The organism is Agreia bicolorata (genome assembly GCF_000938265.1).
Taxonomy (GTDB): Bacteria; Actinomycetota; Actinomycetes; order Actinomycetales; family Microbacteriaceae; genus Agreia; species Agreia bicolorata.
Genome location: NZ_JYFC01000007.1, coordinates 179,245 through 202,662, shown reverse-complemented (window position 1 = coordinate 202,662; position 23,418 = coordinate 179,245). Strand labels below are relative to the sequence as shown.

General features: G+C 63.1%; 24 protein-coding genes. 2 read left to right on the top strand and 22 right to left on the bottom strand.

The window, feature by feature from the left end; all coding sequences use genetic code 11:
* Window positions 1-82 precede the first annotated feature (82 nt).
* The 4 genes from hisH to TZ00_RS15510 form a co-directional block, all read right to left on the bottom strand.
* Window positions 83-715, bottom strand: a complete 633-nt coding sequence (hisH, locus tag TZ00_RS15525; protein ID WP_044443025.1) for an imidazole glycerol phosphate synthase subunit HisH — start codon at window positions 713-715, stop codon at window positions 83-85.
* The gene (gene hisB / locus TZ00_RS15520) at window positions 712-1,320 is read right to left on the bottom strand and encodes an imidazoleglycerol-phosphate dehydratase HisB (protein ID WP_044443024.1); all 609 of its coding nucleotides are present in this window, start codon (window positions 1,318-1,320) and stop codon (window positions 712-714) included. The genes hisH and hisB overlap by 4 nt, the downstream gene beginning before the upstream one ends.
* 62 nt (window positions 1,321-1,382) lie before the next feature.
* Window positions 1,383-2,456, bottom strand: coding sequence for a histidinol-phosphate transaminase (locus TZ00_RS15515; protein ID WP_044443023.1), 1,074 nt, complete (start codon window positions 2,454-2,456; stop codon window positions 1,383-1,385).
* Window positions 2,457-2,496: 40 nt separating this feature from the next.
* On the bottom strand, window positions 2,497-2,844 hold the full coding sequence (locus TZ00_RS15510) for a LysM peptidoglycan-binding domain-containing protein (RefSeq protein ID WP_044443022.1): 348 nt from the start codon (window positions 2,842-2,844) through the stop codon (window positions 2,497-2,499).
* A 282-nt stretch (window positions 2,845-3,126) separates the two neighbouring features.
* Between TZ00_RS15510 and lexA the strand changes: the two genes are divergently transcribed.
* Window positions 3,127-3,807: a transcriptional repressor LexA gene (gene lexA, locus TZ00_RS15505; RefSeq protein ID WP_044443021.1), complete on the top strand. Its 681-nt coding sequence runs from the start codon at window positions 3,127-3,129 to the stop codon at window positions 3,805-3,807.
* Window positions 3,808-3,940: 133 nt separating this feature from the next.
* Here lexA and hflX read toward each other — a convergent pair whose 3' ends face one another.
* The gene (gene hflX, locus TZ00_RS15500) at window positions 3,941-5,473 is read right to left on the bottom strand and encodes a GTPase HflX (RefSeq protein ID WP_044443020.1); all 1,533 of its coding nucleotides are present in this window, start codon (window positions 5,471-5,473) and stop codon (window positions 3,941-3,943) included.
* 42 nt (window positions 5,474-5,515) lie between these two features.
* On the opposite strand from hflX, the gene TZ00_RS15495 reads away from it, so the two are divergent.
* Complete coding sequence (locus tag TZ00_RS15495; RefSeq protein WP_044443019.1) at window positions 5,516-6,127, top strand: class I SAM-dependent methyltransferase; 612 nt, start codon at window positions 5,516-5,518, stop codon at window positions 6,125-6,127.
* Window positions 6,128-6,139: 12 nt separating this feature from the next.
* Here the strand turns inward: TZ00_RS15495 and dapF are convergent, their stop codons facing one another.
* The 17 genes from dapF to TZ00_RS15415 all read right to left on the bottom strand — a co-directional run bounded on the left by dapF (window position 6,140) and on the right by TZ00_RS15415 (window position 23,375).
* A complete protein-coding gene (dapF, locus tag TZ00_RS15490) occupies window positions 6,140-7,021 on the bottom strand; it encodes a diaminopimelate epimerase (RefSeq protein WP_044443018.1) in 882 nt (293 codons plus the stop codon).
* Window positions 7,011-7,976 (bottom strand): tRNA (adenosine(37)-N6)-dimethylallyltransferase MiaA, encoded by a 966-nt coding sequence (gene miaA, locus TZ00_RS15485; protein WP_044443017.1) that lies wholly within the window; start codon window positions 7,974-7,976, stop codon window positions 7,011-7,013. Before miaA ends, dapF begins: the two co-directional genes overlap by 11 nt.
* Window positions 7,966-9,510 (bottom strand): tRNA (N6-isopentenyl adenosine(37)-C2)-methylthiotransferase MiaB, encoded by a 1,545-nt coding sequence (miaB, locus tag TZ00_RS15480; RefSeq protein WP_044443016.1) that lies wholly within the window; start codon window positions 9,508-9,510, stop codon window positions 7,966-7,968. Before miaB ends, miaA begins: the two co-directional genes overlap by 11 nt.
* Before the next feature lie 47 nt (window positions 9,511-9,557).
* On the bottom strand, window positions 9,558-10,238 hold the full coding sequence (locus tag TZ00_RS19065) for a regulatory protein RecX (protein ID WP_052521631.1): 681 nt from the start codon (window positions 10,236-10,238) through the stop codon (window positions 9,558-9,560).
* A gap of 38 nt (window positions 10,239-10,276) precedes the next feature.
* Window positions 10,277-11,344 carry a recombinase RecA gene (gene recA, locus TZ00_RS15470; RefSeq protein ID WP_044443015.1) on the bottom strand — a complete coding sequence of 356 codons (1,068 nt, stop codon included), beginning with the start codon at window positions 11,342-11,344 and terminating at the stop codon, window positions 10,277-10,279.
* A 260-nt stretch (window positions 11,345-11,604) separates the two neighbouring features.
* Complete coding sequence (locus TZ00_RS19450) at window positions 11,605-11,829, bottom strand: DUF3046 domain-containing protein (RefSeq protein ID WP_084606198.1); 225 nt, start codon at window positions 11,827-11,829, stop codon at window positions 11,605-11,607.
* Between the two features lie 102 nt (window positions 11,830-11,931).
* The gene (locus TZ00_RS15465) at window positions 11,932-12,240 is read right to left on the bottom strand and encodes a helix-turn-helix domain-containing protein (protein WP_044443014.1); all 309 of its coding nucleotides are present in this window, start codon (window positions 12,238-12,240) and stop codon (window positions 11,932-11,934) included.
* Window positions 12,241-12,484: 244 nt separating this feature from the next.
* A complete protein-coding gene (locus TZ00_RS15460) occupies window positions 12,485-12,988 on the bottom strand; it encodes a CinA family protein (RefSeq protein ID WP_052521630.1) in 504 nt (167 codons plus the stop codon).
* A complete protein-coding gene (gene pgsA, locus TZ00_RS15455; RefSeq protein WP_044443013.1) occupies window positions 12,985-13,575 on the bottom strand; it encodes a CDP-diacylglycerol--glycerol-3-phosphate 3-phosphatidyltransferase in 591 nt (196 codons plus the stop codon). Before pgsA ends, TZ00_RS15460 begins: the two co-directional genes overlap by 4 nt.
* Window positions 13,576-13,581: 6 nt before the next feature.
* The gene (locus tag TZ00_RS15450; protein ID WP_044443012.1) at window positions 13,582-16,443 is read right to left on the bottom strand and encodes an FtsK/SpoIIIE family DNA translocase; all 2,862 of its coding nucleotides are present in this window, start codon (window positions 16,441-16,443) and stop codon (window positions 13,582-13,584) included.
* 138 nt (window positions 16,444-16,581) lie between these two features.
* Window positions 16,582-18,258 (bottom strand): ribonuclease J, encoded by a 1,677-nt coding sequence (locus TZ00_RS15445; RefSeq protein ID WP_044443011.1) that lies wholly within the window; start codon window positions 18,256-18,258, stop codon window positions 16,582-16,584.
* 40 nt (window positions 18,259-18,298) lie between these two features.
* The gene (gene dapA / locus TZ00_RS15440; RefSeq protein WP_044443010.1) at window positions 18,299-19,276 is read right to left on the bottom strand and encodes a 4-hydroxy-tetrahydrodipicolinate synthase; all 978 of its coding nucleotides are present in this window, start codon (window positions 19,274-19,276) and stop codon (window positions 18,299-18,301) included.
* 48 nt (window positions 19,277-19,324) lie between these two features.
* Window positions 19,325-20,239, bottom strand: a complete 915-nt coding sequence (era, locus tag TZ00_RS15435; protein ID WP_044443009.1) for a GTPase Era — start codon at window positions 20,237-20,239, stop codon at window positions 19,325-19,327.
* Window positions 20,236-21,525 (bottom strand): hemolysin family protein, encoded by a 1,290-nt coding sequence (locus tag TZ00_RS15430; RefSeq protein WP_044443008.1) that lies wholly within the window; start codon window positions 21,523-21,525, stop codon window positions 20,236-20,238. Before TZ00_RS15430 ends, era begins: the two co-directional genes overlap by 4 nt.
* Window positions 21,522-21,989 carry an rRNA maturation RNase YbeY gene (gene ybeY, locus TZ00_RS15425; RefSeq protein WP_044443007.1) on the bottom strand — a complete coding sequence of 156 codons (468 nt, stop codon included), beginning with the start codon at window positions 21,987-21,989 and terminating at the stop codon, window positions 21,522-21,524. Before ybeY ends, TZ00_RS15430 begins: the two co-directional genes overlap by 4 nt.
* Window positions 21,986-22,966 carry a PhoH family protein gene (locus TZ00_RS15420; RefSeq protein WP_238579721.1) on the bottom strand — a complete coding sequence of 327 codons (981 nt, stop codon included), beginning with the start codon at window positions 22,964-22,966 and terminating at the stop codon, window positions 21,986-21,988. The genes ybeY and TZ00_RS15420 overlap by 4 nt, the downstream gene beginning before the upstream one ends.
* A 46-nt stretch (window positions 22,967-23,012) precedes the next feature.
* Window positions 23,013-23,375, bottom strand: a complete 363-nt coding sequence (locus tag TZ00_RS15415; protein ID WP_044443005.1) for a histidine triad nucleotide-binding protein — start codon at window positions 23,373-23,375, stop codon at window positions 23,013-23,015.
* Between the last annotated feature and the right edge of the window lie 43 nt (window positions 23,376-23,418).

Genomic DNA, 23,418 nt, shown 5'->3' with positions numbered 1-23,418 from the left:
CTTCTTGTTTCTGTCAGGCGCACGTGCGGACACCCCGTGCGATCTTAACGATTCCTCCGAGGCCGACGAAATCGGCCCGTGGTCAGAGCGACGCGATCCAGTTGCGCAGCAGTCGCAGGCCCGCCTCACCCGACTTCTCCGGGTGGAACTGCGTCGCAGACAGCGGACCGTTCTCGACGGCCGCGATGAAGGGGCCATCGTGGTCAGCCCAGGTCACACGCGGCGCGGGCAGCGGCGACTGAGGCGGAAGCAACCACTGCTGAGCCGCATTGGAGTGCACGAAGTAGAAGCGCTCATCGCGAATTCCATCGAACAGCACGGAGTCACTCGGTGCATCGACGACGTTCCACCCCATGTGGGGCAGAATCTCCGCCGGCAGCTGCTCGACCGCGCCCGGCCATTCGCCGAGCCCTTCGGTGTCGATGCCGCGTTCGACACCGCGGTCGAACATAACCTGCATTCCCACGCAGATCCCAAGAACAGGTCGACCTCCGGCCAGGCGTCTGTCGATGAGCTCATCGCCCCGCACACCGCGCAACTGTTCCATCACAGCAGAAAAGGCGCCGACCCCGGGCACGAACAGCCCGTCGGCCTCCATGACCCGCGTTCGGTCTCGAGAGAGCTCCACGCGTGCCCCCGCTCGCTCCAGCGCCTTGGCGGCCGAGTGGATGTTTCCGCTTCCGTAATCGAGAACGACGACGGTCTTCGCCGTCACAGGGCGCCCTTGGTCGAAGGGACACCCGAAACGAGAGGGTCGAGCGACTTCGCCTGGCGGAAGGCCCGGGCGAACGCCTTGAACTCGGCCTCGGCGATGTGGTGCGGGTCGCGGCCACCGATCACAGTGACGTGAACGGTCATTGCCGAGTGGAACGTGATCGCCTCGAAGACGTGCCGCACCATTGACCCGGTGAAGTGGCCGCCGATGAGGTGGAACTCGAAGCCGGCCGGCTCACCTCCGTGAACAAGGAAGGGGCGTCCGGAGATGTCGACAACGGCCTGCACGAGCGCTTCGTCGAGAGGAACGAGCGCGTCGCCGAATCGAGAGATGCCGGACTTGTCGCCGAGTGCCTGCTTGATCGCCGTGCCCAGCACGATTCCCACGTCTTCAACGGTGTGGTGAACATCGATATCGACATCGCCCGTCGCCTTCACGGTGAGATCCGTCAGCGAGTGCTTTGCGAAAGCGGTGAGCATGTGGTCGAAGAACGGCACACCCGTCGAGATGGAACTCTCACCCGTTCCGTCGAGGTCGAGCGAGAGTTCGATGCTGGATTCGCTGGTCGCACGCTGCAGGCGGGCGGTACGGGAAGGTGTGGCCATGCCTTCAGTTTACCGGCCGCGCTACCGCACCGTACGGCGCACCCGCACGAACGCGGGACAACTCAGGAGAGGGCGGCCAACGCGTCGAGGAACGCGCTGGTTTCGGCTTCGGTGCCCGCACTCACCCGCAGATGACCCGGGATGCCCAGGTCGCGAATGATGATGCCCTGCTCGAGAAGGGTTTCGAAGACCTCCGACGGGTTCTCGACCCCGCCGAAGAGAACGAAGTTCGACCAGGTCGGCCATGGGTGATACCCCAGTTCGGTGAGCCGCTCGACGATTCGGTCACGCTGACGTGCGATGTCATCGACCATGGCGAGCATCTCGTCCGAGTGATGAAGCGCCGCCACGGCCGCGGCCTGGGTCAGAGACGACAGGTGGTACGGAAGCCGAACGAGTCGAAGAGCGTCGGCCACCGATGGATCAGCCGCCAGGTATCCCAGCCGCGCCCCGGCGAACGCAAAGGCCTTGCTCATGGTGCGCGAGACGATGAGCCGCGGACGACCGGGCAGAAGGGCGAGCGCCGACGGAGCGCCCGACGGGGCGAACTCCGCGTACGCCTCATCGACGATGACAATCTTGTCGGTTGCGTCGTAGGCGGCCTCGATGGTCTCGAGAGATAGAGGGGTTCCCGTGGGATTGTTCGGGGAACAGAAGATCACAATGTCGGGCTGGTGTTCACGAATCGCAGCGACCGCCGTGCGTGGAGTGATCTGAAAGTCGGTGTCACGCTCAGCAGAGACCCATCGAGTTCCCGTGCCCGAAGCAATGATGGAGTGCATCGAGTAGGTGGGCGGGAACCCCAGAATCGATCTGCCCGGGCCACCGAACGCCTGCATGATCTGCTGCAGAATCTCGTTAGACCCGTTTGCGGCCCAGATGTTGTCTCGCGTTAATCCGTGACCGAGATACCCGGCAAGGCTGTCGCGGAGCTGCGAAAACTCCCGATCGGGGTAGCGATTGATCGTCAGAATGGCCCTCGCAAGAGATTCGATGATGTCTCGGGCGACCGGTTCGGGAATCGGGTGCGTGTTCTCGTTGACATTCAGTTCGATGCGAACATGCTTCTGGGGAGCTCCGTAGGGAGACTTGCCCCTGAGGTCGTCACGAATAGGAAGGTCGTCGAGTGAGGTCACGTGACGATTTTAGTGTGCCATGCCCACTGCATTACGCGACTCAGTATTCGTTGGGAACAGCAAGCTTCTGCCCCGGCTGGACCTCAGCGGACGGAAGCTGATTGAGGCTCACGATGTCGGCGATGACATCGCGCGGGTCGGCAGAGGGTGCAATTTCTTCGGCAAGCGCCCACAGAGTCTCGCCCGCCTGAATGGTGACGTAGTCGAAGGTCTGAGACGCTGCAGAAGATTCGGCGCCGTCTGCAACCGCACTGTTCGCACCGAACAGCGCGAGCGCCACCATGCCCGCAATAAGCGGAATTGAGGCCAAGGCCGCAAGGACGACACGGCCACGGCGAGTGATGCGCAGGCGAACGGTGTGCGACGCGGTGGCGGGTAGTGCGGTCATGGCAACCTCCAGGAGAAATTCGTATCCGGTGCTCGGCCGGGAGCACCGGATACGAAGCTGTGTTCCGAATATAGCTTCGAATGTTCGATAGATCAAGCTCGAAAGTCGACAAATATGACGACACACTCGAACATGTGTTTTGTTTGCACCCTGAGTTGGATACAGTTTCGACTGTCGGTACGAATTGCATCACCAGCCACCGACAGTGCATCACCAGCCACCGACATCAGTCGTTCGGGCCGGCAGCACACTCCAATACGACGCCGACGGAAAGCGGGACCCATGACCACGGAACGTGGAACGAGACGACGCAAGAGTCTCTCGGAGAAGCAGTTGGCGATCCTCGGGTTCGTTCAACGATCGGTGAGCCAGCGCGGCTATCCGCCGAGCATGCGAGAAATCGGTGACGCCGTCGGCCTGGCCTCGCTGTCGAGTGTGACGCACCAGCTCAATCAACTCGAGCTGAGTGGCTACCTTCGTCGCGACCCGAATCGCCCTCGCGCCATGGAAGTCCTGATCGACATTCCGACGTCCGAGTTGTCGGCTGAGTCCGTCGAATCATCCGACTCGTCTGCACCGATGGGTGACGCGGCTCTCGTGCCACTGGTGGGTCGAATCGCCGCGGGTATTCCGATCACAGCCGAGCAGCAGGTCGAAGAGGTCTTCCCTCTTCCCCGCCAGCTGGTCGGCAGCGGAGACCTTTTTATGCTGAAGGTCGTCGGAGAGTCGATGATCGATGCCGCGATCTGCGACGGCGACTTCGTTGTGGTCCGATCGCAGCAGACTGCCGAGAATGGAGACATCGTCGCCGCGATGCTCGACGGCGAGGCCACCGTGAAGGTGTTCCGACAGCGCGACGGACACACCTGGCTGCTCCCCCGCAACTCGAATTTCGAGCCGATCATGGGCGACCACGCGCAGGTGCTTGGCAAGGTCGTATCCGTCCTGCGCTCCGTGCGCTGACGAGCGGCACGGCACGACAGCAAACCAGGAGGCCCCGGACGAATCATCGTCCGGGGCCTCCCACACAATCGGCCACCAACGACCCTCTGAAGGCAAGCGAACGGCCTCAGGGTCGTCGCGAATCAAGGAGACGTCAGCGGGAAACCGCGAACTCCTCGAGGGTCTGCTCGTACTCTGGGTTGACCAGCGCGCGGACTCGGGTTCCTGCCTCTTCGTAGTCGGTGCTCAGCACGGTGTTGTGGTCGTGCAGCAGGGCCACCAGATCGCCTCGCTCGTACGGAAGCAGCACGTCGACGGTGATCGTCGGTTTGGGTAGCGCCTGTTCGACCATCTCGAGCAGTTCCGCTATGCCTTCGCCGGTTCGCGCCGAGACGAAGACCGAGCGAGGCTCGAGACCCCTCAAGACGATGCGATCGCTCTCGGAGATCAGGTCGCTCTTGTTGAAGGCCACGATCTCGGGGATTCCTCGAGCACCTACCTCACCGATCACATCCCTGACCGTGGCGAGCTGGCTCGCTGGGTCTGGATGCGCGCCGTCGACGACGTGGATAATCACATCGGCGTCGGCCACCTCTTCCAACGTCGAGCGGAAGGCCTCGACCAGCTGATGGGGAAGGTTGCGCACGAAGCCGACGGTGTCGGCGAACGTGTACTGGCGTCCGTCTGCGGCGGTGGATTTTCGAACCGTCGAATCGAGCGTCGCGAACAATGCGTTCTCCACGAGAACCCCTGCGCGCGTCACTCGGTTGAGCAGCGACGACTTGCCGGCGTTCGTGTAACCGGCGATCGCGACCGACGGAACGGCGTTGCGTTTGCGATTCGCACGCTTGGCGTCGCGCGCCGGCTTCATCTCCACGATCTGCTTGCGTAGCCGCGCCATACGAGTGTGGATGCGGCGGCGATCGAGCTCGATCTTCGTCTCACCAGGGCCACGCGATCCCATTCCGGCTCCGGCACCACCAACCTGACCACCGGCCTGACGCGACATCGAGTCACCCCAGCCTCGGAGCCTCGGCAGCAAGTACTCGAGCTGGGCGAGCTCGACCTGAGCCTTGCCCTCGCGGCTCTTGGCGTGCTGGCTGAAGATGTCGAGGATCACTGCCGTGCGGTCGATCACCTTGACCTTGACGACGTCTTCGAGCGCGCGTCGTTGGCTCGGCGCCAGCTCGTTGTCGGCGATCACCGTATCCGCGCCGAGAGACTGCACGAGATCGCGCAGCTCTTGGGCCTTGCCCTTGCCGAAGTAGGTGCTGGGGTCCGGCGTTGGCCTGCGCTGCAGCAAACCCTCGAGCACAACGGCACCCGCGGTTTCGGCCAGCGCAGCCAGTTCGTGCATGGAGTTCTCCGCGTCGGTCAAGCTGCCCTGCGTGTACACCCCGATGAGAATGACATTCTCGATGCGCAGCTGTCGGTACTCGACCTCTGTGACGTCTTCGAGTTCGGTCGAGAGACCTACGACACGGCGCAGGGCCTGCCGGTCTTCTCGTTCGCTCTGGTCCCCGTCGAATCCGGATTCGCGGCCCGTCGTGTCAAGTTGCAGAGCCTGAGCCGCCGAGTTTGTGAAAAGCGAGTATCCCGCTGCCCGCGTCTCCGCTCTGGCCAGCACTCTCGCGACCACGTCGTCGCTGTCGTGGTTCTCTGTTGTTGCTTCAGTTTTTTCGGTCATCTGAGACAAGGATATCCCCCTCACGTTTGCTACTGTCCCTCTATGACGAATGAGCACTATTTCTCCGCCACACCGGCGAGTCCCCTCATTCCTCGAGAGATCTCGGTGCGTCTCGCCGACGCAGACCACACCCTCGTGACAGCCGGCGGCGTCTTCAGCCCCGATCACGTCGACGTGGGCACACAGGTACTCCTCGCCAACACGCCGGCGCCCCCACCCGGCGGCAATCTGCTCGACCTCGGATGCGGCTGGGGGCCGATCGCTCTGACGCTCGCGCTTCTCTCTCCGCGGGCCCAGGTCTGGGCAGTCGACGTCAACGAGCGGGCACTCGATCTCGTTCGCGCCAACGCCGAGCGCCTCGGCCTCACGAACGTCAACGCCGTTCTGGCGTCGGATGTCCCCGCAGACATCTCGTTCATGACCATCTGGTCGAATCCGCCGATCAGAGTCGGTAAGGCAGAGCTACACACGATCATGAAGACCTGGCTGCCGCGACTGGAGAAGGGCTCGGATGCCTGGCTCGTCGTGCAACGCAACCTCGGGTCCGACTCACTGCAGCGCTGGATTCAGGCCGAGTTCTCCTCGGAGATTCAGATCGTTCGAGCTGCGACCAACAAGGGCTACAGAGTGCTGCGCGCCCGTTCGATCTCCTAAACGACTCTCCCGCTACCCGAGCGAGAGGTCTCCCTCGAACACGAGTTCTGCCGGGCCAGACAACGAGACATGCTCGCCGTCCTCTGCCGCGAACATACGAACTCCGACCGTGCCGCCCGGCACATCGACCCTCCAGATGTTCGGAGCTCCGCGGCCCGCCCAGTGACGTGTGGCCAACGCGGCCGCAGCAATACCTGTGCCGCATGAAAGGGTCTCTCCGCTGCCCCGCTCATGAACCCTCATCGTGATACGTCCGACGCCGTCTGCGACGAGAGGCTCATGCGGCACCACGAACTCGACGTTCGCCCCGTCTGCGGGCTCGGGGTCGATCTGCGGGATATAGGCCAGGTCGGCAGACGCGAGTTCGTCGGCGTCTGCGAGGGCCACGACGACGTGCGGATTGCCCACATTGATGCCCTGGCCCGGGCGAGCGACCGCAAGGTTTCGTGCGCGCACAACAGGCTCGCCCGGTTCGAGACGCCATCGCCCGAGGTCGACCTGGAAGCCGGTCGTGCTGCGCTGAACGTCGCGCACGCCCGCTCTCGTACCGATGGCGAGAGTGTCGCCGGGGCCCAACTCGACCAGTCCGTTGTCGATGAGGTAGCGCGTGTAGACCCGGATGCCGTTGCCGCACATCTCGGCAATCGATCCGTCTGCGTTCCGATAGTCCATGAACCACTCGGCAGCCGGATCTTCGGCCAGAGCAGCCGCTCCATCAGGCAGGCTGTCGGACCTGACCGCGCGGATCACTCCGTCGGCACCGACTCCGAAATGCCGATCGCAGATGGCCGCGACCTGGGCCGGTGTCAGGTCGTTGTTGCCCTCAGCATCGGTGTACAGCACAAAATCGTTGCCCGTGCCGTGCCCTTTGGTGAAGTGAAGTTCAGTCGCCATCATGCAAGCCTAGGGTCTGCGAGAGCGCCCTGGCCGGCGCATCCGGATCGCGAGCATCCACGGTGACCGATGAGGCATAGCGTTTGAACCAGCCAACCTGCCTTCGGGCATAGCGTCGGGTCAGCGCCTGGGTCGACTCGATCGCCTCATCTACGCCGATCCCACCGGCCAATTGTGCGAGCGCCTGCGCATATCCGATCGCCTTGCCGGCGGTTGTAAGAGGGCTTAGACCTTCAGATCGGAGTGCCGCCGCTTCCTCGACGATTCCGTCTCGCCACATCCCCACCACACGTTCGTCGAGACGTGCCACGAGATCCGGGCGGGGCATCTCAAGGGCGATGATGGTCGAGCTTCGCCACTCGACCGGCGCACCCGGCAGGGTTCCCGTCAGCGTTCGCCCGGTCATCTCGAAGACCTCGAGCGCGCGCACCAGCCTGCGGCCGTTCTGCGATCCGATAGCCGCAGCCGCAGCCTCATCACGCTCCTTGAGCCGCCTGTATAGCGACCCGGGGCCGTCTGCGATCAGTTCGGCTTCGAGACGCGCTCGTATGGCCGCGTCTGTGCCGGGGAAGTCGAAGTCGAAGATCACGCTCGACACGTAGAGGCCCGATCCCCCGACGAGGATTGGAACGTTGCCACGTTCGAGGATCGCATCGATCTCGGCACGAGCCGACGCCTGAAAGTCGGCGACAGAATTCTCCTGAGTGACGTCGAGCACATCGAGGAGGTGATGGGGAATACCACGGCGCTCATCGGGTGGCAGCTTGGCAGTGCCGATGTCCATGCCGCGATACAGCTGCATCGCATCGGCGTTCACCACTTCGGCGCGACGACCGCGCTGCGAGAGGCCTTCGGCCAGGTCGAGGGCGAGGCCGGACTTTCCTGTTCCGGTGGCCCCAACGACCACGACAACGTCTGCGACGGTGGAGTCGCCGCTCGGACCGCTACCGCTCACCGTCGGCGAGGTCGTAGATGGGAACAGTGCCGACTCGTAGCGTGGGAAGGCCGAGAGAAACCGGACGCGGACCATCGGATGGCCCTCCGGCTGCCGGTGTCGGCACACCGCAGGATTCGGCAGCGGCACGATCCCATGCATCGCCCGCTCTGGTGCGGCGAACCCGAAGAGGCTTGCCATCGGAGTCGGCGATCAGGTGGAACGGCGCGGCCTCGGTGACGACGACGGTGACGATATCTCCAGGACGCGGAACGGACGATGTGGGTGACACTTCGAAGTGCACAAGCCGCGAATCTTCTGCCCTGCCGCTCAGACGGTGTGTGTCGGAATCTTTGCGCCCTTCACCGTTGGCGACCAGTACGTTGACCTCACGACCGATCACACGCTGGTTCTCCTCCCAAGAGATGCGGTCTTGGAGAGCAGCCAGTCTCTCGTAGCGTTCCTGCACTACCGCTTTGGGCACCTGATCGGGCATGGTGGCCGCCGGTGTTCCAGGGCGGATCGAATACTGGAAAGTGAAGGCCGTGGCGAAGCGCGCCTCTTCGACCACCCTCAGAGTCTCCGCGAAGTCTTCCTCGGTCTCGCCGGGGAATCCCACGATGATGTCGGTGCTGATCGCCGCGTGCGGGATCTGCTGCCTCACACGATCGAGGATTCCCAGGAACTTCGTGGAACGGTAAGAGCGTCTCATGGCCTTGAGCACCCTGTCTGACCCCGACTGCAGCGGCATGTGAAGTTGAGGCATCACCGCAGGCGTCTCTGCCATCGCGTCGATCACATCGTCGGTGAATGCGGCCGGGTGAGGGCTGGTGAAGCGAATGCGCTCCAGGCCAGGAATGGCACCCGCGGCCCTCAGGAGTTTGGAGAATGCGAATCGATCGCCGAACTCCACACCGTAGGAGTTGACGTTCTGCCCCAGAAGCGTGACCTCGATCGCGCCGTCGTCGACCAGCGCCTGGATCTCGGCCAGCACATCGCCCGGGCGCCTGTCTTTCTCTTTGCCTCGAAGGGCAGGCACGATGCAGAAGGTGCAGGTGTTGTTGCAGCCGACCGAGATCGATACCCATCCGCTGTAGGTCGAATCGCGTTTCGTCGGAAGCGTCGATGGGAAAGTCTCGAGCGAGTCGAGGATCTCTATCTGAGCTTCGCCGTTGTGGCGGGCTCTCTCGAGCAGGCTGGGCAGGGACCCCATGTTGTGGGTGCCGAAGACCACATCGACCCACGGAGCCTTCGTGAGGATCGTGTTCTTGTCTTTCTGGGCAAGGCAGCCGCCCACGGCGATCTGCATACCATCGTGCCTGCGCTTGACGCTCGCCAGATAACCGAGATTGCCGTAGAGCTTGTTGTCTGCGTTCTCTCGCACCGCGCACGTATTGATCACAACAGTGTCGGCCTCGGTGCCGGGTTCGGCCTTCACATAACCCGCGGCTTCGAGCGAGCCAGAGAGTCGCTCGGAGTCGTGGACGTTCATTTGACAACCGAAAGTGCGGACCTCGTAGGTGCGAATGCGGGGTGGTGCGGTCACGCTGCTCATAGCTCAAGTTTACGTTCGACGAGAGACAAGCCCGTGCCACCGCCCGTTCAGCGGAACCGAACGGTGCTGGTACCTGTGACAAGCGTCTTCGCGACCGCATCGCGGACCACCTGCGACGGATATCCCTTGCGCTGCAGAAAACTGCTCAGTCGCCTTTCTGCCGTGGCCCGATCAAGGCGCAGCAGACTGGGAGCCTTCTTCTCGGCCAGCTCGAGAGCCCGAGCCAGCTCATCGTCGTCGTCGAGCGCCGTAAGCAGATCGGAGACAATCTCTTGACTGATGCGCTTGGCACCGAGCTCGCGCTGGATCTGGCTGCGGCCGAACCCCTTGCGCCGATGCAGACGCTCTATCTCGCGTTCGGCAAAGGCGTAATCATCGACGTAACCCTTGGCCCGATAGATCGTAAGGAACCCTTCGAAAGCCGACGACTCGACCCCGTTCGCCGCGAGGATCTCAGTGACCTGCCACTCGGACAGATCTTTTCGAGCGAGGGCTCGCACGACGAGATTCTCGAGATCGGCAAGCTGCAACTCTTGTTCTTCGACCTGCTCTGGAGTGAGGCCCGACGTGTCTAGAGTCGGAACAGCGACCGGACCCGCGTAGTGACGATCAGGCCGCTCTTGTTCGTTTGGCGCACCGAACAGAAAGGCCACAGGCGCGATCGCCGTGTCTGACGCCTCGGTCACATCGTTGCCGTCTGTGTCGGGCGACTCGGTGAATCTGACCATGGTCGTGGCCTTTCTGTTGATGCGGTGAGTGTCGAAGCCTAGGCACCCTTACGCGCGGGAGCCTTCGTCGCCAGGGCGACCGGCGCAGCCGGCGCGGCAGCGGCCTTCTCGCCTCCGATGCCCAGCTTGGTGAGAATCTTCGTCTCGATCTCTAACGCGATCTCAGGGTTCTCGTTGAGGAATCGACGGGAGTTCTCTTTGCCCTGACCCAGCTGTTCGCCTTCGTAGGTGTACCAGGCACCCGACTTGCGGACGATCTCGTGTTCGACACCGAAGTCGATAAGACTTCCTTCTCGGGAGATGCCGATGCCGTAGAGAATGTCGAACTCCGCCTGCTTGAAGGGCGGCGCCATCTTGTTCTTGACCACCTTCACCCTGGTGCGGTTGCCGACAGCGTCGGTGCCCTCTTTCAGGGTTTCGATGCGTCGGATGTCGAGACGCACGGAAGCATAGAACTTGAGCGCCTTTCCACCAGCTGTGGTTTCGGGGCTGCCGAAGAACACACCGATCTTCTCTCGCAGCTGGTTGATGAAGATCATGGTGGTGTTCGTGGTGCTGAGGCCGCCGGTGAGCTTGCGGAGAGCCTGCGACATGAGCCGGGCCTGAAGTCCGACGTGCGAGTCGCCCATTTCACCCTCGATCTCGGCTCGAGGCACAAGAGCCGCCACCGAGTCGATCACGATGAGATCGATCGAGCCGCTTCGCACGAGCATGTCGGCGATCTCGAGCGCCTGCTCGCCGGTGTCGGGCTGGGAAACGAGAAGCGCGTCGATGTCGACGCCGAGCTTCTGGGCATAGGCCGGGTCGAGGGCGTGCTCCGCATCGATGAACGCGGCGATACCGCCGGCTTTCTGTGCATTGGCGATCGCGTGGAGCGTGAGGGTCGTCTTTCCGGACGACTCAGGGCCGTAGATCTCGACGATGCGACCCCGAGGAAGACCTCCGACACCGAGGGCGACGTCGAGGGCGATGGAGCCTGTCGGGATGACTTCGACCGGAGCACGGTCATCGCTGCCGAGGCGCATGACGGAACCCTTGCCGAACTGTCGGTCGATCTGCGCAAGCGCTGTTTCGAGTGCCTTTTCTCGTGTGGCATCTGATGGCATTGCTGTCTCCTTCTGTCGTGCGCGGAATCCGTCGCGTGAGTTTTTCGCCTATAGGCTGTCGCTCCGGCGAACCGGGTGTCGACAAGGCGTTCGCATCGTGTTGTGCGTGTAATCCGACTGTAGACACGACCACCGACACGGAGGCGGGGCGGAATCGATCAGTGGACAACACGACGAACAGTTCTGCTGTGAAGGAGACTACACAGTTCTAGAACATATATTCGATCCGTCGATGGCGTGTCGGGCCGAATCATAGGAATTCACGACCGTGGAGATGGCAGACCGACTCCATGCCATCGCGATTCGGGCACCCCGCTGGCGCGACAGAGTGCCAGCCACACATCTCGCACCGGGACCCCTTGCCGAAGGGCATCGTCAGCGGTTCTATCGGAAAGCTCGGCGATGACGAGGTCTCCGGTCAGGACGCGACCGTAGGCCGGTCCGAATTCATCCGACACCGCTCTGCGGAACTCGCTCTGTCTCATGCCGCCCCTCAGCGCCGCAGCTATCTGCGGAAACGGTGAAGGGCCCTGTCACATCACTCGTGACAGAGCCCCCACGTGATCGATCTCGTACTCGGAGTTGGACTACCGAGTGAGAAGTTTGGAATCGTAGCCCGCAACGAACTCGTCGGGCACCGTGTCGGGAATCGTGTCGATTCCCTCGATGACAGCGAGCCGATCTCCGACTTCGCGCATGATGACCGAGATAGGCGTATCGAGAGCCTCGGCTACCGACGCGAGAATCTCGCTCGATGCCTCTTTCTGACCGCGCTCGACCTCGCTGAGATAACCGAGGGCGACGCTTGCCTTGCTGGCAACCTGCCGAAGGGTGCGACCCTTCTGGAGACGAAAGTCTCGCAGCACGTCGCCGATCTCCTGGCGAACTAGAATCACTGGACCCTCCTTGCTGTTTGCCTTGCGTCAATCGAACCTGGCCGACCGGGCGAAACCCGTTCGGTGCTGTGTGAAACTCTAAACGACACTGAACCGTCTTTTCTGTGAATGACATTAGTTGTAACGAGATGGAAATGCCGTTCATTCCCTCGTCTGGCGAATGTCGATCACGAGTTCTCATCGATGATTCGTAGCGAGAGCGCACGTGGATTGGATCGCCACCGCCCGCATACCCTCGATCGAGTCAGTGCTGCTGCAGGGTCTCGAGCATCAATTGGATGGCCGCCGCCACCGTCTGCTGTCGCACGGTGTCACGGCCACCCTGCAGCTGGAGCCTTCGTGAGAACGCACCATTGTCGGTCGCGAAGCCGACGAAGACCGTCCCCGCAGCGTGCCCATCTTGCGGGCCCGGGCCGGCCACGCCCGTTGTGGAAACACCCCAGCTGGCGGCATCCGGCTCTTTGCCCAGGCGACGCCGTGCGCCCTGTGCCATCTGAATAGCGACCTCGGGATCGACGGGGCCCCTCTCGGAAAGAATCGCCGAGTCGACTCCGAGCAGTGAGCTCTTGAGGTCCGTCGCGTACGCCACCACTCCCCCACGCACCACCTGAGACGCACCCGGAATGCGGATGAGCTCAGCCACGAGAAGGCCACCCGTCAAGGACTCTGCGACGGCGACGGTGAGCCCGAGTCGGGTCATCTCCTCGATCAGCGCACGAGTCTCATCGGCCGCGACCGCCCGGGTCATGCTGTCGTCTTACCCGCTCGGCTGAGACGCCGCGCCTGCACGAGGTAGTCGATTCCCGTGATGACGGTGAGGATGAAAGCAATGGACATCGTCACAATGTTGACCCAGTCGAACCAGCTGCCCACAAGCGCGGGGAAGGGAACGAGGGCGAGCGAGATCGCGATGGACTGGGCGAGCGTCTTGAGCTTTCCCCCTCGGGACGCCGGAATCACACGGTCGCTCAGTACGGCGAAGCGGAACACGGTGATTCCGACCTCCCTCACCAGGATGATCGCCGTGACCCACCAGGGCAGTTCCGTCAAAATGGACAGCCCAACGAGCGCGGCACCCGTGAGCACCTTGTCGGCAATGGGATCGAGCAGCTTGCCGAGGTCGGTGACCTGATTTCGTGAACGTGCGATGTGGCCGTCGATGCCGTCCGTGGCGATCGCCACGATGAACAGCGCCGCTGCTGCGTAGCGGAGCGGAGTGTCCGCACCGTCGTCGGCCAGGAGCATCCAGAAGAACAACGGCGCCAGCAGGATGCGCACGACGGTGATGATGTTCGGAAGGTTCCAGTTGCTGACGCGCGCGGCGGCTTCGGTCACGGTGCTCTACTCTCTGCCGGTCAGGCCCCAGGCATCTTCATCTGAATCGCCCTCTTCTTCAGGGTACCGCTCGAGACCTCGAGCCACCGGGTCATCGGCATATGGGTCGCTGGCAACCTCTTGATTCATGGGCGCGGGTGGCGCTGATGCTGCCGAGGCCGCGGAGGTGGGCGCACCTCGAAGCATGGCGAGCACCTCGGGAAGCTGTTCCGCAGTGACGAGCACATCGCGAGCTTTCGATCCTTCGGACGGTCCGACGATGTCACGCGACTCCATCAGATCCATAAGGCGCCCGGCCTTCGCGAATCCGACCTTGAGTTTGCGCTGCAGCATCGACGTCGATCCGAACTGCGTGTTGACCACGAGCTCTGCCGCGGCGAGGAGAATCTCGAGATCGTCGCCGATATCTGCGTCGATGTTCTTCTTGACCGCCTCGACCGCCACGTCGTCCCGATACTCCGGTCGGGCCTGATGAGTGACGTGCTGCACGACCGTCGCGATCTCGGCCTCGCTCACCCACGCCCCCTGCACTCGGATGGCCTTCGAGGAGCCCATGGGCAGGAAGAGGCCGTCGCCCTGGCCGATCAGCTTGTCGGCACCCGGCTGGTCGAGGATGACCCGGGAATCGGTGACGCTCGTCACGGCGAACGCCAACCTGCTGGGCACATTCGCCTTGATCAGGCCGGTAACGACGTCGACGCTCGGACGCTGCGTGGCGAGAACAAGATGGATGCCCGAAGCACGGGCCAACTGAGTGATTCGCACGATGGAGTCTTCGACATCGCGTGGCGCCACCATCATGAGGTCGGCCAGCTCATCGACGACGATGAGCAGGTAGGGGTAGGGCTTCAGCTGCCGATGGCTTCCCACCGGAAGGATGATCTCGTTGTTGACGACGGCCTTGTTGAAATCATCGATATGCCGAAATCCGAAGCTCTCGAGGTCGTCATACCTCATGTCCATCTCTTTGACGACCCAGGCCAGCGCTTCGGCCGCCTTCTTGGGGTTCGTGATGATGGGTGTGATGAGGTGGGGCACGCCCTGATAGGCGGTGAGCTCGACGCGCTTCGGGTCGATGAGAACCATGCGCACCTCGCTGGGCTTCGCGCGCATCAGAATCGACGTGACCATCGAGTTCACGAAGCTCGATTTTCCCGAACCGGTCGAGCCTGCGACGAGGAGGTGGGGCATCTTGGCCAGGTTCGCCATGACGAACTTTCCTTCGACGTCCTTTCCGACGCCGATGGTCATGGGGTGGTTGTCAGATGCCGCCTTCGACGAACGCAGCACATCTCCTAGAGACACGATCTCGCGGTCGGTGTTCGGAATTTCGACGCCGATGGCGCTCTTGCCCGGGATGGGCGACAGGATGCGCACCTCGTTGCTTGCAACCGCGTACGACAGGTTCTTCGACAGCGCCGTCACGCGTTCGACCTTGACGCCCGGGCCCAGTTCGATCTCGTACCGGGTGACAGTGGGGCCGCGCGAGAACCCGGTGACGGTCGCGTCGACCGAGAACTGCTTCAGCACCTCGGTGATCGAGGCGACGATCTCGTCGTTCGCGGCTGAACGCGCGAGCGACGGACCGCCCACCTTGAGACTGGCTGCGGCAGGAAGTCTGTAGTCGGCGGCAGGGGCATCGATCTCCATGCCGGAGCCAACGGATTCGTCGTCGAGTTCCAGCTCCGGCTGAACGACACGCACGGGCGGCGGCGGGTACGCCGAGGAAGACTCTGTGGCCGCGTCGTCGAGGAGGCTGGTCTGCGGGGCAGCGCCCGGTCTGATCTCGCCGGTGAAGCGCCGGACCGCGCGCTCGGCTGCCTTCATGTCGTTGAGAAGGCCCGCCTGCGCCGCAGCGTCGTCGTCGGGATCTGCCACGCTCGCGGCGTTGGCGAACGGTTCGTCGGAGGCAGGGGTGCGGTCTTCGACGCGCGGCGCCATGGCAGGAGCGTCGAACTCGGGGTCTTCTTCACGCTGGGACGAGTTGCGCCGCCACCACGGCAGACCCTCCGAGCTGACCTCCCGGGCAGCGAGATCGATCTGTTCGGTCGTCAGCACGTCGGCCTCGGCCGCTTTCGCCGCTTTCTCGGCCTTGGCGGCCTTCTTCGCCTCGCGGTGCTCGGCCTCGTCGGGGAATGCGGCACCGAACAGGTAGGCATAGAGCTCGCGAAGGCGCGATCCGATGCGGTTGGGTGGTGTCTTGGTGAGGATGAAGACGCTCAGCAGCAGTAGGGCCGAGACCACAACGGTGGCACCGATCGGCGTGATGAGTGCGACCAACGGCGCGGCGAGCACCCAACCGAGGATGCCGCCGCCCGTTGCGAGCTGGCCTCCCGAGGGATTCGGCTGACCCCCGTATATGTGGCACAACGACGACACCGTGATGAGCATGAGGCCGAGCCCGATGCCGATGCGACCGTTGTTGTGCACCGAACTCGGATGCCGGAAAAGCCACGCTGCCAGAAGGAGCAGAACGACGGGAAGGGCGTATGCCACCCGTCCGAAGAGAAGGCCGAAAGTCCACGCTTCGATCGTGACGGCGACGGCATTCGAGACGAGGAACCACTCGACGACCGCACCGGCGATGGCCATAAGAACGAGCAGGAACGGCACGCCGTCGCGTCGCTCGGCCTTGTCGAAATCGGCTGGCGAGAACGCTCTGAAGGCACCGCCGACGACGTGAGCCATCGCGAGCCACGCGCGGCTGCCGACGCCTGGACCCCGATCTTCTTTCGCGGCGGGGTTCAGCCGCACGGTCTTCTGGGTCGCGGCCGCACGCGTGGGTGTCTTCCGGGCGCCTGTGGACGCACCCGAACGACCTGAGGACGCTCCGCGTGCGCGAGAGGTCGACTTGGTACTCGTAGCCATGCGCTCACGCTACCCGGGAGCACCGACGATCGCCGGTTGCGCGGGCCGGGTGTCTGAATTCCGGCGTCCTCGTGCCAGGTCGTCTCGCCGACTACGACGAAGGGCCGGCGACAGTCGCCGGCCCTCTGATCTCAGTGGCTATGCCTCGATGACGAGCGGAACGATCATCGGTCGACGACGGTAGGACGTGTTGACCCAGCGCCCGACAGTGCGGCGCACGACCTGCTGCATGGCGTGCTGGTCGTGCATCCCGTTCTTGGATGCCTCGGCCAGGGCAGCGACGATCTTCGGCTTCACATCGTCGAAGACCGATTCGTCTTCGGCGAAGCCCTTGGCGTGGATCTCGGGTCCTACGACGACGCGACCGGTCTGGGCTTCGATCACAACAATGATCGAGATGAAGCCCTCCTCGCCGAGGATGCGACGATCCTTGAGGTCGGCATCCGTGATCTCACCGACGCTGGATCCGTCGACGTAGACGAATCCGAGGTCGTACTGGCCGACGACCGAGGCGACACCGTCTTTCAGGTCGATGACCGTACCGTCTTCGGCGATGATCGTGTTCTCTTCTGGGATGCCGGTCTGCTGAGCGAGTTTGGCGTTCGCCACGAGGTGGCGCTGCTCGCCGTGCACGGGCAGAACGTTCTTCGGTTTGAGGATGTTGTAACAGTAGAGAAGCTCACCGGCGGCGGCGTGTCCGGAGACGTGCACCTTGGCGTTGCCCTTGTGCACGACGTTGGCACCGAGCTTCATGAGGCCGTTGATGATGCGGTAGACCGCGTTCTCGTTGCCTGGAATAAGGCTTGACGCGAGGATGACGGTGTCGTTCTCGCCGATCTCCACCTGGTGCTCCCCGTTGGCCATACGGCTGAGCACAGCCATCGGCTCTCCCTGAGAACCGGTGGACATGTAGACGATCTTGTCGTCGGGAATGTCGCCCGCCTTCTTGAAGTCGATGAGCACGTTCTCGGGAACCTTGAGGTATCCGAGCTCTGCGGCGATCTGCATGTTGCGCACCATCGAGCGGCCCAGGAGGGCGACCCGGCGACCATTGTTGTGCGCGGCATCCAGAACCTGCTGCACGCGGTGCACGTGGCTGGAGAAGCTGGCGACGACGACCCGGCGCGGCGCACGGCGGATGACATCGTCGAGCACCGGACCGATCGAACGCTCGAGGGCGGTGAAGCCGGGAACATCGGCGTTCGTCGAGTCGACCAGGAAGAGGTCGATTCCCTCTTCGCCGAGACGCGCGAATGCACGAAGATCGGTGAGGCGATTGTCGAGGGGAAGCTGATCCATCTTGAAGTCACCCGTGTGCAGCACGTTGCCCGCAACGGTCTTGATCGCGACGGCAAGCGCGTCGGGAATGGAGTGGTTGACGGCGACGAACTCGAGCTCGAACGGCCCGAACTGTTCGGTCTGCCCCTCGGCCACAGTGAGGGTGTAGGGCTTGATGCGGTGCTCTTTGAGCTTGGCCTCGATGAGCGCGAGCGTGAGGCCCGAACCGATGAGGGGAATGTCGCGCTTCAGGCGCAGCAGGTAAGGAACGGCGCCGATGTGGTCTTCGTGCCCGTGCGTCAAGACGATTCCGAGAACGTCATCGAGGCGATCGCGCACAATCGAGAAGTCGGGCAGGATCAGGTCGACCCCTGGCTGGTGCTCTTCGGGGAAGAGCACGCCGCAATCGACGATCAGCAGCTTGCCGTTGATCTCGAAGACGGTCATGTTGCGGCCGATCTCGCCGAGTCCACCGACGGGGATGACCCGGAGGGTGTCTTTGGCGAGGGCTCGTGGTTCGTATGCGGTAATGGGCATGTGCCCTCCTAGCTGGTGAATTCCAGCCCGTGGTGACGGGCTAGCGTGTCGTCCCCGCGACCTTCGGCAGAGCGCCACCGGCGGCGGCGTTGCGGTCGGGGCGGAAGTTAGTGAAGTCGATCGAGGGGATTCCCTTGACCAGGTCGATCTCGTTCTCGATCTGCGCGGCTTCCCACTCTTCGGGGCCAACGAGTGGCAACCGAACTCGAGGGCTGCCGATACGGCCGAGGCCGTGAAGAATGTACTTGGCGGCGACGGTGCCGGGAACGTGGGTCATGACCGCGCGAACAAGAGGCTCGAGCGACTTGTGCGCCGCCGTGGCCGTGGCGAGATCTCCCGCGTTGACGGCATCCACCATCGTGCGGTACGGACCCGAGGCGATGTTGTTCGTGACCCCGATGAGCCCGGTCGCGCCGATGGACAGATGCGGCAGAACGTTGGCGTCGTCGCCCGAGAAGTACATGAGGTCGGTCTGGTTGATGACCCGGCTGACCTCGCTGAAATCGCCCTTGGCGTCTTTGATGGCAAGGATGTTGGGGTGCTTGGCCAGACGGAGAATCGTCTCGTATTTGATGGGCACACCCGTGCGTCCTGGGATGTCGTAGAGAATGACGGGCAGATCGGTCGAATCGGCGATCATGCGGAAGTGCGTAAGCAGACCGGCCTGCGTCGGCTTGTTGTAGTACGGGGTGACGACGAGGTTGCCGTCGGCCCCCGCCTTCTCGCTCTGGCGGGCGAGCTGCATGGCGTGAGCCGTCTCATTCGATCCGCCTCCGGTCAGCACCTTCGCGCGCCCGGCTGAAACCGACTTGGCGACCTGCACGAGCTGCAGCTTCTCTGCATCGGTCAGCGTCGAGGTCTCCCCCGTCGTTCCCGAAACAACGATGCCATCGGCTCCGTGGTTGATGACGTTGTCGATGTGCTTCTCTACGCTGGGCCAGTCGACCTCGCCGTCAGCTGTGAACGGGGTGACGAGGGCCACGAGTACCTGGCCGAACGGATTCTCTTTCGTGATCACGGGTTACAGGTTACCGGTCGCACCAGCCGGAAAACTGACACGGTTGGCTCAGAATCCCAGCCGACCGAGCTGCTTCGGATCGCGCTGCCAGTCTTTCGCCACCTTTACTCGCAGGCTGAGGAACACCTGCTTGCCGATGAGGGGCTCGATCTGCTCACGAGCCGTAGCACCGACGGCGCCCAGCCTCGACCCGCCTTTTCCGATGATGATGGCCTTCTGACTGTCGCGCTCGACGAACACGTTCGCATAGATCTCGACGAGTTCACGATCGTCACGCTCGATGATGTCATCGATGGTCACGGCGAGTGAATGGGGCAGCTCGTCATGCACGCCCTCGAGCGCGGCCTCGCGAATGAACTCCGAGATACGCGCCTCGAGTCCTTCGTCGGTGGTCTGCTCGGTCGGGTACAGCTGCGGAGAGACGGGAAGAAGACGAATGAGCTCGGCCGACAGAATGTCGAGCTGGATGCTGCTCTGGGCAGACACCGGAACCACCGCCGCCCAGTCGCGCAGTTCAGACACGGCAAGGAGCTGTTCGGCGACCGCCGGCCGCGACGCCGCGTCGATCTTCGTGACGATCGCGACTTTCTTCGCCTTGGGGAAGCTCTCGAGTTGCTCGTTGATGAAACGGTCGCCCGGGCCGAGCTTCTCATTCGCCGGAATACAGAAACCGATCACATCGACGTCGCCGAGGGTGGTCTGAACGATCGCATTGAGACGCTCACCCAGAAGGGTGCGCGGCCGGTGCATGCCCGGAGTGTCGACGAGGATTAACTGCCCGTCTTTGCGGTGCACGATGCCGCGGATCGCTCGCCTGGTCGTCTGAGGCTTCGAGGAGGTGATCGCCACCTTCTCGCCCACGAGAGCGTTCGTCAGAGTCGATTTCCCGACATTGGGACGCCCGACGAACGAGACGAATCCCGCTCGGAAGTCGTTCGGTTCTTGGGTGCCGGAGTCGGTCACTCGGATCCTTTCTCTGAGACGGCCGGCGTCGCCGACGTGTCTCGTTGCACCAGAACGGTGCTGATTCTCTTGCGGCGGCCCTCAGTGCGTTCGGCCGTGAGTACGAGGCCAGACGTCGTGACCTGGGACCCGCTCGATGGCAGGCGACCGAGCTCTTTCGACAGGAGACCGCCAACGGAGTCGACGTCGTCGTCATCGAGTTCAAGATCGAAGAGTTCGCCGAGCTCGTCGACGGGAAGCCGTGCGCTGACTCGATAGACGCCATCCGACACGTTCTCCACCTCCACCGTTTCTCGGTCGTATTCATCGGAGATGTCTCCGACCAACTCCTCGATCAGGTCTTCGAGGGTCACGAGGCCGGCGATTCCACCGTACTCATCCACAACCATGGCCAGGTGATTGGAGTCGAGCTGCATCTGCCGTAGCGTGTCGTCAACTTTCTTCGACTCGGGAACAAAGAGGGCAGGACGGGCGAGCTTCCGCACGGTCTGCTTGTCGATGGCCGCCGGCTTCTCGTAGCTGAGTCGCGCGACGTCGCGCAGATACAGGATGCCGACGATCTCGTCGACGTCGTCTGCCACCACCGGCATGCGCGACACTCCCGTGCTGAGGAACAGTCCCATGCCCTGGCCGACCGTGGCCGTGTCGTCAACTGTCACCATGTCGGTGCGCGGAATCATGACCTCGCGCACGACGGTGTCAGAGAAGTCGATGATGGAGTGAATGAGTTCGCGGTCTTCTTCTTCGAGAACGTCGAGCTCCGTCGCCTCGTCGACCATGCTCAGAAGCTGCTGCTCCGATGTGAAGGCCGCAGATCGCGGACGCCCTGGCGTCACTCTGTTGCCGAACGCGACGAGCGCCCCGGCCACAGGGCCGAGCACCACTCGGATTGCGTGAACCAGGAACGCCGTCAGACCGATCACGGCCTCCGGATGTGCCCGACCCACGCTGCGCGGGCTCGACCCGACGAGAACGAATGACACGGTCGTCATGATCAGCGCCGCGAACAGCAGAACAAGCCATGGTCCGTCGATCCACACCGACAGAACAATCGTCACGAGAACCGCTGCGGTCGTTTCCGAGACGACGCGAGCGAAGTTCACCGCGTTCATATGGGGGCTCGGGTCTGATGCGATCGCGCGCAGCGATCTCTTCGCCCGATATTTCTCGGCGAGCTCGGCGATGTCGGCCCGCGAGAGCACGACGAGGGCCGCATCCGTCGCTGCGAACAGCCCGCCCAGCGCCACGAGCAGGAATGCGGCGACCAGGAAGAGTGCGGTGATCATGTACGGCGGCGACGCTCGGTGGCTGCAAAGCCGGTGAGGATGTCGCGCTGCAGACCGAACATCTCTTTCTCCTCGTCGGGTTCAGCGTGGTCGAACCCGAGAAGGTGAAGAACGCCATGGGCCGTCAGCAGCTGCAACTCCTCGAGAGTTGTGTGACCCGCGCCGACGGCCTGAACCTCGGCCACCTGCGGACACAGCACGATGTCGCCGAGCAGGCCAGGAGGGGTCGGTGCATCTTCGGTGCCGGGGCGCAATTCGTCCATGGGAAAGCTCAGAACGTCGGTCGGCCCGGGCTCGTCCATCCACTGCACGTGGAGCTGCTCCATGGCTGCCTCGTCGACCAAGACGATGGCCAGCTCGGCATCCGGATGCACATGGAGCTGATCGAGCGCATAGGTCGCGAGCCGCAGAATGGCGGTTTCGTCGACCGGAATCGCGGACTCGTTGTTGATCTCGATGCTCATCGCGTCTTCTTGTACCTTTGGTCTCGCTCGGAGGCGCCGATCGTATCGCCGGCCTTCTTGGCCATCTGAATCTGGTCGTACTTCGTGTAGGCATCGACGATCTGACCCACAAGCGTGTGCCGCACCACGTCGGCGCTCGTCATCGTCGCGAAGTGGATGTCGTCGATGTCGCCGAGCACTCGCGTCACCAACTGCAGGCCGCTCGTGCCCATGGGCAGATCGACCTGTGTGATGTCGCCCGTAATCACCATGCGCGAGCCGAAGCCCAGACGGGTGAGGAACATCTTCATCTGCTCGGGCGTGGTGTTCTGCGCCTCGTCGAGCACGATGAACGAGTCGTTGAGGGTGCGACCGCGCATATAGGCGAGAGGAGCCACCTCGATCGTGCCCGCCGCCAGAAGCTTCGGAACGACCTCGGGGTCGAGCATCTCGTTGAGCGCGTCGTAAAGGGGGCGAAGGTACGGATCGATCTTGTCGGTGAGGGTGCCCGGAAGGTAGCCGAGACGCTCTCCTGCTTCGACCGCAGGGCGCGTGAGGATGATGCGGTTGACCTCTTTGCGCTGCAACGCCTGGACGGCCTTGGCCATCGCCAGATAGGTCTTGCCCGTTCCGGCTGGCCCGATGCCGAACACGATGGTGTTCTCGTCGATCGCGTCGACATAGGCTTTCTGCCCGGCTGTCTTCGGCCGGATGCTCTTGCCCCTGGTCGAGAGAATCGCCTGCCCGAGCAGGTCGATCGGACTGGCCGTCTTGTCTGCGTCGAGGATCGCAGCACTCGAGGTGACTTCTGTGGAGGTCAAATCCTGTCCGTTCTTGATCATAAGAAGAAGTTCTTCGACGAGCCGCCTGGCCGCGTCGACCTCGGCGTCGTCTCCTGTGAGGGTGACCTCGTTGCCCCTGACGTGCACATCGACGCCCGGATACTGCTTCTCGATCGTCGTGAGAAGTCGATCCTGCGGCCCGAGCAGGCGCACCATGGCGATGCCGTCAATGTGAATTCGCGCTTCACCCTGCGCCGCACCCTCAGCCGTCGGCAAGGGAATCCTCTCCAAGGCTTCCGGCGAGAACGTGCGCATGCACGTGGAACACCGTCTGCCCTGCGGCCTCACCGGTGTTGAACACGAGCCTGAACTCGCCGCCCGCGCGTTCCTCAGCGATGCGGGACGCGAGTGCGACGATCTCGGCGAGCAGCTCAGGATCGCCCGCAGCGAGCTCGACGACGTTGCGGTACTTCTCTGTCTTGGGCACGACGAGAACGTGCACGGGCGCCTTCGGAGCGATGTCTTCGAACGCGATGACCGTGTCGGTCTCTGCAACGATCGTGGCAGGAATCTCTCGCGCCACGATGCGCGAGAAGATCGAGGACGTTTCACCGGTACTGGACATGCATCCATCTTAAGCGCGACGGCACACCGTCGGGGTCGGGCTG

What these genes read in the sequence shown, in the direction of transcription:
- hflX (WP_044443020.1), bottom strand. Translation starts at nt 5,473, where the DNA reads ATGACCGAAAAAACTGAAGCAACAACAGAGAACCACGACAGCGACGAC.
- TZ00_RS15460 (WP_052521630.1), bottom strand. Translation starts at nt 12,988, where the DNA reads ATGACCCGGGCGGTCGCGGCCGATGAGACTCGTGCGCTGATCGAGGAG.
- TZ00_RS15445 (WP_044443011.1), bottom strand. Translation starts at nt 18,258, where the DNA reads ATGCCCATTACCGCATACGAACCACGAGCCCTCGCCAAAGACACCCTC.
- miaB (WP_044443016.1), bottom strand. Translation starts at nt 9,510, where the DNA reads ATGAGCAGCGTGACCGCACCACCCCGCATTCGCACCTACGAGGTCCGC.
- recA (WP_044443015.1), bottom strand. Translation starts at nt 11,344, where the DNA reads ATGCCATCAGATGCCACACGAGAAAAGGCACTCGAAACAGCGCTTGCG.
- dapF (WP_044443018.1), bottom strand. Translation starts at nt 7,021, where the DNA reads ATGGCGACTGAACTTCACTTCACCAAAGGGCACGGCACGGGCAACGAT.
- TZ00_RS19450 (WP_084606198.1), bottom strand. Translation starts at nt 11,829, where the DNA reads ATGAGACAGAGCGAGTTCCGCAGAGCGGTGTCGGATGAATTCGGACCG.
- TZ00_RS19065 (WP_052521631.1), bottom strand. Translation starts at nt 10,238, where the DNA reads ATGGTCAGATTCACCGAGTCGCCCGACACAGACGGCAACGATGTGACC.
- lexA (WP_044443021.1), top strand. Translation starts at nt 3,127, where the DNA reads ATGACCACGGAACGTGGAACGAGACGACGCAAGAGTCTCTCGGAGAAG.
- TZ00_RS15415 (WP_044443005.1), bottom strand. Translation starts at nt 23,375, where the DNA reads ATGTCCAGTACCGGTGAAACGTCCTCGATCTTCTCGCGCATCGTGGCG.
- hisB (WP_044443024.1), bottom strand. Translation starts at nt 1,320, where the DNA reads ATGGCCACACCTTCCCGTACCGCCCGCCTGCAGCGTGCGACCAGCGAA.
- TZ00_RS15510 (WP_044443022.1), bottom strand. Translation starts at nt 2,844, where the DNA reads ATGACCGCACTACCCGCCACCGCGTCGCACACCGTTCGCCTGCGCATC.
- TZ00_RS15495 (WP_044443019.1), top strand. Translation starts at nt 5,516, where the DNA reads ATGACGAATGAGCACTATTTCTCCGCCACACCGGCGAGTCCCCTCATT.
- TZ00_RS15430 (WP_044443008.1), bottom strand. Translation starts at nt 21,525, where the DNA reads ATGATCACCGCACTCTTCCTGGTCGCCGCATTCCTGCTCGTGGCGCTG.
- ybeY (WP_044443007.1), bottom strand. Translation starts at nt 21,989, where the DNA reads ATGAGCATCGAGATCAACAACGAGTCCGCGATTCCGGTCGACGAAACC.
- TZ00_RS15420 (WP_238579721.1), bottom strand. Translation starts at nt 22,966, where the DNA reads ATGGTGCGCCTGCTCGGGCCGCAGGATCGACTTCTCACGACGATCGAG.
- TZ00_RS15450 (WP_044443012.1), bottom strand. Translation starts at nt 16,443, where the DNA reads ATGGCTACGAGTACCAAGTCGACCTCTCGCGCACGCGGAGCGTCCTCA.